Origin of the sequence: Streptococcus sp. ST16, from assembly GCF_046098135.1 — a bacterium.
In the GTDB taxonomy this organism is placed as follows: domain Bacteria; phylum Bacillota; class Bacilli; order Lactobacillales; family Streptococcaceae; genus Streptococcus.
In genome coordinates, this window is sequence record NZ_JBJUSE010000022.1 from 1 (window position 1) to 9,274 (window position 9,274).

12 protein-coding genes and 6 tRNA genes are annotated in these 9,274 nt (G+C 33.6%); 9 read left to right on the forward strand and 9 right to left on the reverse strand.

Translation table 11 applies throughout. The features are described 5' to 3' along the window. From ACIY14_RS09320 to ACIY14_RS09350, 7 genes are all read left to right on the forward strand, one after another. A tRNA-Phe gene (locus ACIY14_RS09320) sits at positions 1–67 on the forward strand. Between the two features lie 17 nt (positions 68–84). Next, a tRNA-Tyr gene (locus tag ACIY14_RS09325) sits at positions 85–165 on the forward strand. Positions 166–176: 11 nt separating this feature from the next. Beyond that, positions 177–247: transfer RNA gene (locus tag ACIY14_RS09330), tRNA-Trp, on the forward strand. Between the two features lie 14 nt (positions 248–261). Then, positions 262–334, forward strand: a tRNA-His gene (locus ACIY14_RS09335). Positions 335–347: 13 nt separating this feature from the next. Continuing rightward, a tRNA-Gln gene (locus ACIY14_RS09340) sits at positions 348–419 on the forward strand. Positions 420–428: 9 nt separating this feature from the next. After that, a tRNA-Leu gene (locus tag ACIY14_RS09345) sits at positions 429–512 on the forward strand. A 178-nt stretch (positions 513–690) separates the two neighbouring features. Further along, positions 691–1,317, forward strand: coding sequence for a hypothetical protein (locus ACIY14_RS09350; protein ID WP_409002375.1), 627 nt, complete (start codon positions 691–693; stop codon positions 1,315–1,317). Between the two features lie 41 nt (positions 1,318–1,358). On the opposite strand, the gene ACIY14_RS09355 is transcribed toward ACIY14_RS09350, so the two are convergent. From ACIY14_RS09355 to ACIY14_RS09395, 9 genes are all read right to left on the reverse strand, one after another. Next, positions 1,359–2,492 carry a tyrosine-type recombinase/integrase gene (locus ACIY14_RS09355; protein ID WP_409002376.1) on the reverse strand — a complete coding sequence of 378 codons (1,134 nt, stop codon included), beginning with the start codon at positions 2,490–2,492 and terminating at the stop codon, positions 1,359–1,361. Positions 2,493–2,495: 3 nt separating this feature from the next. After that, on the reverse strand, positions 2,496–2,702 hold the full coding sequence (locus ACIY14_RS09360) for a DUF3173 domain-containing protein (protein WP_114880783.1): 207 nt from the start codon (positions 2,700–2,702) through the stop codon (positions 2,496–2,498). Between the two features lie 5 nt (positions 2,703–2,707). Continuing rightward, positions 2,708–3,502, reverse strand: a complete 795-nt coding sequence (locus tag ACIY14_RS09365; protein ID WP_114880782.1) for a Rep protein — start codon at positions 3,500–3,502, stop codon at positions 2,708–2,710. 221 nt (positions 3,503–3,723) lie between these two features. After that, positions 3,724–4,449, reverse strand: coding sequence for a metallophosphoesterase (locus ACIY14_RS09370; RefSeq protein ID WP_409002377.1), 726 nt, complete (start codon positions 4,447–4,449; stop codon positions 3,724–3,726). Positions 4,450–4,465: 16 nt separating this feature from the next. Then, positions 4,466–4,855 (reverse strand): hypothetical protein, encoded by a 390-nt coding sequence (locus tag ACIY14_RS09375; RefSeq protein ID WP_001193036.1) that lies wholly within the window; start codon positions 4,853–4,855, stop codon positions 4,466–4,468. Between the two features lie 33 nt (positions 4,856–4,888). Next, entirely contained in the window at positions 4,889–5,203 is a 315-nt protein-coding gene (locus ACIY14_RS09380; protein WP_409002378.1) for a hypothetical protein, read from the reverse strand. Between the two features lie 93 nt (positions 5,204–5,296). Next, positions 5,297–6,616, reverse strand: a complete 1,320-nt coding sequence (locus tag ACIY14_RS09385) for an FtsK/SpoIIIE domain-containing protein (RefSeq protein ID WP_114880778.1) — start codon at positions 6,614–6,616, stop codon at positions 5,297–5,299. Positions 6,617–6,636: 20 nt separating this feature from the next. Further along, positions 6,637–7,395: an endonuclease/exonuclease/phosphatase family protein gene (locus tag ACIY14_RS09390; RefSeq protein ID WP_409002379.1), complete on the reverse strand. Its 759-nt coding sequence runs from the start codon at positions 7,393–7,395 to the stop codon at positions 6,637–6,639. Between the two features lie 227 nt (positions 7,396–7,622). Beyond that, entirely contained in the window at positions 7,623–8,132 is a 510-nt protein-coding gene (locus ACIY14_RS09395; RefSeq protein ID WP_114880776.1) for a hypothetical protein, read from the reverse strand. 200 nt (positions 8,133–8,332) lie between these two features. Between ACIY14_RS09395 and ACIY14_RS09400 the strand changes: the two genes are divergently transcribed. Beyond that, positions 8,333–8,434: a putative holin-like toxin gene (locus tag ACIY14_RS09400; RefSeq protein ID WP_232007535.1), complete on the forward strand. Its 102-nt coding sequence runs from the start codon at positions 8,333–8,335 to the stop codon at positions 8,432–8,434. Between the two features lie 258 nt (positions 8,435–8,692). Beyond that, entirely contained in the window at positions 8,693–8,947 is a 255-nt protein-coding gene (locus tag ACIY14_RS09405; RefSeq protein ID WP_114880775.1) for a hypothetical protein, read from the forward strand. The last annotated feature ends 327 nt before the right edge of the window (positions 8,948–9,274 follow it).

The window sequence follows — 9,274 nt, forward strand, 5'->3', positions numbered from 1 at the left end:
GTAGCTCAGTTGGTAGAGCAATGGATTGAAGCTCCATGTGTCGGCGGTTCGATTCCGTCTCGCGCCATATCTTATTTATAACTTGGAAGGGTAGCGAAGAGGCTAAACGCGGCGGACTGTAAATCCGCTCCTTCGGGTTCGGGGGTTCGAATCCCTCCCCTTCCATTGCTTTAGTTACGGGCATAGTTTAAAGGTAGAACTAAGGTCTCCAAAACCTTCAGTGTGGGTTCAATTCCTACTGCCCGTGTTAATAAAATTATGGCGGGTGTGGTGAAGTGGTTAACACACCAGATTGTGGCTCTGGCATGCGTGGGTTCGATCCCCATCACTCGCCTATTTTATATTATTGGGGTATAGCCAAGCGGTAAGGCAAGGGACTTTGACTCCCTCATGCGTTGGTTCGAATCCAGCTACCCCAGTTACTATTTGCCGGCGTGGCGGAATTGGCAGACGCGCTGGACTCAAAATCCAGTGTCCGCAAGGACGTGCCGGTTCGACCCCGGCCGCCGGTATAGTATGAAAGACAAGGTTTTTAAGCCTTGTCTTTTTGATTTTTCTATTATCTTATATGGAGGTAGTTACTAAAAATTACTATTTTGGGCTTGACATAGATGAGAATTAGTAATATAATACAAGTATAAAAATAATGTCCTTTACACAATAAAAGGACATAAAAGAAAGAGGTCTACTATGATAGTAATAAATGCAGATAACATTTGTGATAGTGTTGTTAAAGACTGGGAAACTGATTTTGACGAATTAGATGCCCACGTTAATTTAAAACTTTCTAAAGATGATTTCTATCGAAAAGTTTATCCTGTTTTAGGGAATAAAACGATTAATAATTATCTTAGAGACGCCGTTAAAAACTTGACTGGAGAAAGTTCATATTATAGATATGCTACTTTTAAAAGGAGAGCTGAGATACTAATAAGTTATGGAAAAATTCAAAATCTTATTTTTGATAAACTTGACAATACTACAATTTTAAATGGTTTGTCTAAGGTTGGAAGTAATATTCCAAAGTCTGTAACTGATTTTATTGATAAAGAGAATACATTTGATAGCATTGCTTGGGGGGATTACTTATTAGAATGTGGTCAGGTTTTAGGAGCAATGGAGGCTGATGAGAATATGTTGTTTGCTTCATTGTGCTATTTACGTAACATTATAAGTTTTTATGGAGTTCTTCCGTTTCTAATAGAACTATCAAATGAAGATAATTGTATTTACTTCCATTGTGTTGATTTAAATAATTGCTTGAGCATATTTTTCGTGAGCCTGACTAACCCTCTTGCCTCGCATTTTATTGAATAAGCATTTAATAATTTAAAAGGATACTTAATGAGGTATCCTTTTTATATTAGTTCATCAAGTTTATCAGCTAAATCCTTTTGCTTACTTGGGTATAAGTGAGAATAGGTATCGATTGTGGTCGTTATAGAAGCGTGTCCTAGGCGTTCTTTAACCACTAGGTAATCTTCTCCATTATTGATTAAAAGAGAAGCATGTGAGTGTCTAAAATCGTGTATGCGTATCTTTTTTAATGTGTTATCACGTTCAAGGATTTTCTTATACTGTTTTTCAATAGCGTTCTTAGTAATGATGATTGGGCTATTTTGAAATACCTGTAGTGTAGTTATGTCATTTGAGAATTGTTGTAATTGTTTTGCTTGTTTCTTCTGCCAAGTTTCCAGCTCTTGACTTAATTTTTTATTGATGATGATTCTTCTAGTACCTGCCTTAGTCTTTGTTGTACTGATATGGCTGATACCTTTATTTACGTAAGTAGATTTAGTAACATGGATTGTATTACTAGTAAAATCTATGTCTTGCCAAGTGAGTGCGAGTGCTTCACCGAGCCGTAGTCCTGTAAAAAAGAGGACGGTGAACAATAATTTTATATTGTATTCATCACCCTCAAAGAGTTTTAAAAATTGTTGAAACTCTGCAATTGTCCAGAATTGCATTTTAGGCTTTTCGATTGGAAGTTTTTTAAGTAGTTTTACAGGATTATTTGAATAATAGCCTTTACGCAAACCTACATCAAATATCTTTTTAAGCAATATCATGATTTTGTTAATTGTATTTGTACTTAATGGCTTATCAGTATTTTGTGCTATTTTTTGACGGAGTTGTTCTCTAAATTGATAGATATCTTCATAGGTCAGTTTTCCAACATTATCCACGTTTATAAAATACTCTCTGATATGCTTGTTGTAGTTATTCTCTTGAGTATTGATATAGCTTATTTTTCTATTGTTTATGCTGTCTTCTTCTTTCAACATGTCATAAAGCATGGGAACAGTTATTTTTGCTCCGTAGAAGCGTTCTTTTAGCTCTACACTTCGTAGGTAGTGTTCTGCTTCGGTGGCTTCTTTCTTGGTCTTAAATCCTTTTCTAACAATTCTACGTTGCTTTAACGTGATGGGGTCAAAACCGTTGCTGATGTCAACTATCCATCTATTGTCTTTGTCTTTTCGTATTGCCATCTGTTACCCCCTAGTAAGTGGGATATTTTGAACATCAAACCCGAGTAGTTCAGTAGCTATAGTAGCAGGTATAGTTCCAATCCGTTTATTTTGATACACCCTAAATCCTCGTGCTACTAGAAGTTCTTTCCCTTGTCGGATAATGCGTTTTGAAGTTCCCTCAGAGAAACCAAGGGCAACTAGGTCATTCTTATTTACAGTTGCTATCATGTGACTTACTCCTTTGTATCTAGCTTTATCTTCTTGTAGGTAACGCGATTATCGAAATACTGTCCGTCCTTATAGACTTTACTAGTGTACTCCGTTTCATATAGGACAGTTGAGCTGTCATAGTCAAATGTTTCGTAGGTATAAAACTTATCTTCATCAGGTTTTTTCAAGTTGCGAGATGACAGATAGGCTTGTTTTCCAAAATTTTCTAATAACTCTTGTCCGATACCTTTTTCAAAATATTTTGTAACATATCGACCGCGGTTTTCTTTGCTGTCGACATCAACTTTATTTATCCGTACTGCTCCATGCCCCCAAAGTTTTAATAGTTGACTATGTGGGATATAGGGAACGCTGAAAAGTAGAATATGAGCGTGCCATGCTCCACGTTTTTGTTTTTCTAATACTGTAATATATTTTAATTGGCTTTTTTTAGTCTGAAATATGTGATAGTTAAAGCGTTTGATAAATGTTTTGAGTAAGTCTTTGAAGTGGTTTCTATCGCTGATATTTTCCTTAGTGGTCAATGTTAAAAAAGAAGTCGTATCATCAAAATTGCAATCTACTAAACGGAGTAAGTTCCACTTGGCTTCTAAGCGAGTTTTTTTCATACGTTCAAGACGTTGTTCTTGTTCTTCAGGTGTTAGTTCATCAAAAGTTCTTCGTTGAGTTTTTTCTTTGTTCTCGGTATTAGTATCGAATATAGACTTTCCTTTTGAAAATATTGGCTTTTCATATTCCCAAATTTCAATATAGGAAGAAGTACGAACTATCTTTTTATTATATGAGGATGAGGTCATAAAAAATAGTTCCTTTTAGGTTGGCTTTCGCCGAAAGATTGTCTATATAATAAATAAACTAGGAGGAGCAAAGCTCCTCCCTACTTCTATCATGTGATCCTAAGCACCGCTCCGCTAAACACACTTCCAGCTTGCCGACTGCTTGTCGGCAGTTTTGCTTAGGTACATGATGAGAAGTAGTTATTAAATTTGTGGTTTAGGTAATTGTTTTTACACACTATTTAATAGTGATAAGATTTTTTAATGGTATCATAGCAAAGAACAGGTATTTTTTTGCTATTCTTTACATCTCCATCAATAAAATAATGACTTTTACTATCATGGTAAATCTTACCTAGATAACTTTTATCTTTAGCTACTTCCCAAGAAGCAACATGCCCAGAAATAATATCTTTATAAAATCCACCAGTGGTAATAGGAAATTTGTTTGTAAACATCTCTGGACTCGTTAGGTCTTTCCAAAGATTATTAGCTTCATCAATTCCAGCATGGACAAAAATTTGATTTTCTGTTTCAAAATAACGACTATCTTCATATCGTTTTTGAAACCAGTTTATGAATGGGATAAACTTAGCATTATTTCTAATTTCGTTTCTAATACCTGTTTCAAGGTTGTTAGGATTTGATTTTAAAATATAGTTCAATTCCACTGTAGAGAAGAAACTCTTTATTGTTTCTGGAAATGCAGAAGCAGTAGGCTTATCTAAAATCAACCAATCATAAAACCATTCTTCATGATTTCCAAAAAGCGTAATAATTTGTTTTGGATAAATCTTTTCAAGTTCAATTATTTTAGAAATAACTTGAAAAGATTGAGAACCGTTATCAATATAGTCTCCAAGTAAGATAAGTCGACTTTGTTTATCAGATAAATCTACTTTTGACAAGCTATCAATAAATTCATTAAAATGTCCATGAATATCAGACATAGAGTAATATATAGCCATAATATCCTCTAATTGTTTATCGAGCATTTAAGGCATAGATATAAGCCACATAGCAAGCAAAGTCCCCAATACGTTTTCTATCATCGTTAAATTTTTCAAACCAGGTAACATCATTGCTCTGTTCGTTTGCCAAACTTTTTAAAATTTTTAGTTGATAAATAACTTTATTGTGAGTAACAGCTCTTGCTTCATCATTGGCAAGTTTTTCTTCTCTTGAGAGTGTAAGCCATTTACCACGTATAGAGGTATACTCTACGCATAGAAGTACAAATGTTGTCCATTCTTCTTGAAATTCTTTATCAAGTTGATTGGAGGAATTAAGAAGACTAGAATAGATTTGTTCCGCTTCAGAAAATGAGACAATCCCCTTTTCATTCTTAAAAACATCGTAACTAAAAGTTTGCATTGTAAAACTCCTCTATATATTATCTAATCTTAGCTATTTTGTTACAGGTAAAACATCAGAACAAGCGAACCACAAGTTTCCATTGAATTGCCCTACATTTAAATCTTTAAGAGTAACAGGACAAGTCTTATTGTTTGCCATATCTTGCACAGAAGCAGTAGGAGTAAGTGTATTGACCTTAACTTGTATCATTTCCATGAAGAAATCACTATTTTCATCTTGGATAGATATATTTAATCGCAAGGCTGTAGGTTTGCTGGTTTCACGGTCTAAAACTTCTGTGTATCCTTTAACTGCACAGAAGCGGTTTCCAAGTAGTTCTGCTTTAAGAAAATCATTTAGTTTCATAAAATACCTCGTTTCTTTTATCATCGCAGAGCGATGAGGAACAGATATTTTTGCTGAAAATCTAACGAATTTAAGCAAAAATATCCGTTGAAATTAGTTCGTTTCTTTTAAATAAAGTTGTAGTTCTTTAATAAAATCGAATTGAGATGTATCGAGATAAGGGCTTTCCCAGTATTGAGCAGTTTCTTTTCCTGAGCCTTGCATATAGAGATAGCCTGCCCCCTTTACTTCGATAGGTTTAAATTTATCAGGAGTAGCTGAGCCAAAGACCATGCGATACCCTTCACTTGAATTTGCACCTAAGGCAATCCGTAGCCCTAGGTTATCCCTGAGGTCTGTATTCAGCGTTTCAGACCGCATTTGTTGAGCGGATACAAGGATAAATATGCCCGATTGTCTTCCGAGTAGAATAATTTGCTTAATACCGTCCATAACTTCTGTGATAATTTCTTTGGATTTTTTATCTGTGCCTGAAGCTTGGAAAGCTCCCATTTCATCAAAGATTAACCAGACTGGTTTAAAGCCGTGGTCAGTAAAATTTGAGCCATATTGAAAGTTATCATGCATATATTGGTATCGACTTTGCATTTCTTCAACTACTAGACGAACAATACGAGCTATATTATTTGGAGTGGTTGCTACATATTTATCTCCAAAGTAATGCGATAAGCTACCTAGGTCAGAATTTTTAGGGTCTGCTATATATACCGTTGATTGACGTTTGAGAAGTTCTAAAATCAAGAAAGATATGAAGACGGATTTTCCGCTCCCTGTACCTCCTGAGACCAAAATATGAGGACATTTTGCAGGACTATAGGTTATGCCATATCCTAGCTCTATATCAAGGTTATCTATCTCTTGTTTTTGATTGTGAGATTGCAGAACGAGCCTATCATGTTTTTTGTAGTAGAAATGGTATTCTACAAAGCTAGGGCGGATAATTTTTTCTTCTAGTTCCAGTCCAAGAGTTCCAGCAAGCACATCATCGAGAGATTGGACTTTTTTGCTAAATTCATCTCCTGTAATTAAAGCTTTTACAAGGACGTGTCCTTTTCCCTTGTCTAACTCGTATTGCAAGACTGCACTTCTAACAATATTCTCATATCCAGAGCTATCCTTATTAGTAGTATAAAGTTGATTTGTATGTAGAACATACAGTAAACTTTCTCTTAAAATAAAATAATAATCAGCTTCATATCTTAGATGTTTAAGCTTAAGATGAAATTTGTAAATAAGAAAGCCACTGAACAGGTAAAATACAATTCGGATAAAATCGGGGGCTCGGATATTTGCGATAATACTAAATATTATGCAGATAGTGATAGCTAATGTTGACCAGTGCATTAGTTTCAATCTATGGCAGGAGAGAATATAGTTCTTCTTTAGGTCTGCAACTTGTTTTATTTTGAACATAATAGATACCTCTAATAGAATTAAAGTGAAATGCTTGCAGTCAATACGGCATGGTCAGGATAGCTAACTTTATTTTTATAATCAGGATTTTTCAAGAAGTCCCATAAATAATTTTCATCAGAAATACAAATATTTCCGATAATGTGGTCTAACTTACAGTATTTCCAAGAATTTGCATTATTAGGAGTATAGACTGTTAAACCAACTTTGTTCATTTCTGATACTAATAAAGGATAGGAATAATACTCTCTAGCTTTTCCTTTATACGATTGAATATCATCGTCTTTTTTGAAAAATCCATTATTAAAATCTCCAAGAACAATTGTCATTTCATTATTTTCTGGTAAATGAGTAATTAGATTATCTAATTGAATTTTCCTTTCTTTAAAGTCTTGTATAATATCTTTCCCTCCTGTCTTAATTCGGGTGCCAATAATATTTAATTTTTTACCAGCGATGTTCGCCTTAACCATTAAAAAGTTTGGGTTATCGTTATTATTATCAATGATAATGATTTTGCTATCACTGATTAAGTTGCTTTTGATAGCAATAAGGATTTCATTTCCAAAATCAAGAGAACGATGGTCAGAAAAAATTGTATATCCGTTAACTTCTAAACTAGAACAGAATAGACTGTGGCTATCTGTTTTTACGTATTCAGTTAAACATATAATATCTGAATTTAATTTGATTAATTCATCGGTTACCATATCAGGAACTTGTTTTCCAAGTCCTGAACGCTGGTTAATATTCCAAGTGGAAGCTGTAAGTTTTGTCATAGATTTTTCCTCCAGTTAATCATCAAATCCGTCAAAGATTTCTTCTTGCTCATTTTCGTCATAATAGCAGTCCATTTCTTCATAGAAATAGTCTAGTGCTTCTTGGTCAAATTCACTCATATAGCCCCCTTTTTATGTCCGATTTTTAAATCGGAACTTATATTTAGATAATAGCAAAAATAAATAGATTTGTCAATACAAAAAACGACCATTTTAATAAATGGACGTTATTTTTTCGAAACTTCTGTTTTTAACTCATTAAATAAGCTAATAAAATGATTTTGATTTGCTGGAGCTATGTAATCTAAAATTTTTTGTTCATATATGTAAAAGAGTTCATTAATATCTTGAGAAACAGAATTTATAATATCGGGATTTTTTCTAAGTAATATTACTGCTTTTAGAATATATTTTAATGCAACACCCAATGTAATGCTTCTAGTACCAATAAATTGGGGAAGATATGATTTATAATATTTTATAGTCTCTTCAAGTTGAGGAGTAATCTGAACTCTAAGACGTAAATCCTTTTCTTCAAAATTTAAAGTATTTTCAATCTTGATAGAATTGTCAGAAATAATTTTTTCCCAATTATTTATTTCAGCAACCTCGTCAATAGCTTTTGCAATAACAAAAGCTTGAGTAACGTAGTCGGAGGTTTCGCTTTGATACATACTTTTTAAAAGGTGAAAATAGTAAGCAGTTTCTAAAGATATCCTAGCTTGAAAGTAATTCATATCTTTCTCCTGTCTTTTTTGTTATCTATTATATCATGGACATAAAAATAAACAAAATACTATATAATCTAATTGCAAAAAAATATCTTTCTGATATAATATCTCTTACAGAGAAGTTAAGACGGTGGTTACTTAATCGAAAGGTAGGTGGTGCTTATGTGCATAGCCAGTAAAATCCTAGTAGAAAGGAGTAGCCTAAATTGTCAACATTTGAGGTTTTGACACTCATGTTTGTAGCTGGTAACTTTGTTATTGCTCTCGTGAAGTTAATCCTTGAATTAGTAAAAATGACAAAGAAATAACCGTCCTAACTTTGGCGAGTTGACGGTTATTTCTATATAACTTAATACAGCCACCGTCTTAAACGGCTCTGTTGGGTGTTGTTCGTGCAACACTCTTTTCTATTTATATTGTACCACCTTTTTATTAAAATTCAAGTAATAAACAAGGCAGTTATAAATAAAAAGGTTAGTTAATTTCTAAAGAGTTCTAAAAAACAAAGATTCTATACGCATATGGTATAATCTACTTATTAGAAAAATGATGAAAGGCTAGATAAAATGGGATATAATGAATGGCAACCTGTCAATTATTCAGTTACTGAAGATGAAGACTTTGAAACAGTAAAACAAAGAGTAATTAAAGATTTTCAACATTATCTAGAATTACTTGATGATGGTACTGATGAAAGTCGTGACAAAGTTTATAAGTCTTTTATTTTTAGTAAGTTGTTTGGGGAAGAACTCGGTACTGACGAGGATATCGATAAGTTAAGTAAAGAAATAATGGATAAATTGAGGAAAAGTAAATCCTAAAAAGTTACTAAAAATAAAAAAACTATCGTTTTTGCGATAGAGGTAACTTCTTAAAAAGGCTATTTGAAAGGCTTCACATAATTATAAAACGGTAAGAGCCAAACTCAAAATCCAGTGTCCGCAAGGACGTGCCGGTTCGACCCCGGCCGCCGGTATAGTAATAAGAACAAGGTTTTTTGACCTTGTTTTTTTATTTCTTACTAAATTGTATCGGCTCTTTGTCAACTGTAGTGGGTTGATGAAAAGCTATACCCTGGAGAGGACCAAATTGGTTCTCTCCTTTTTGATGTTCAAAGCAATGAGAATTCTAGTTTTAAAGTTGTCAAA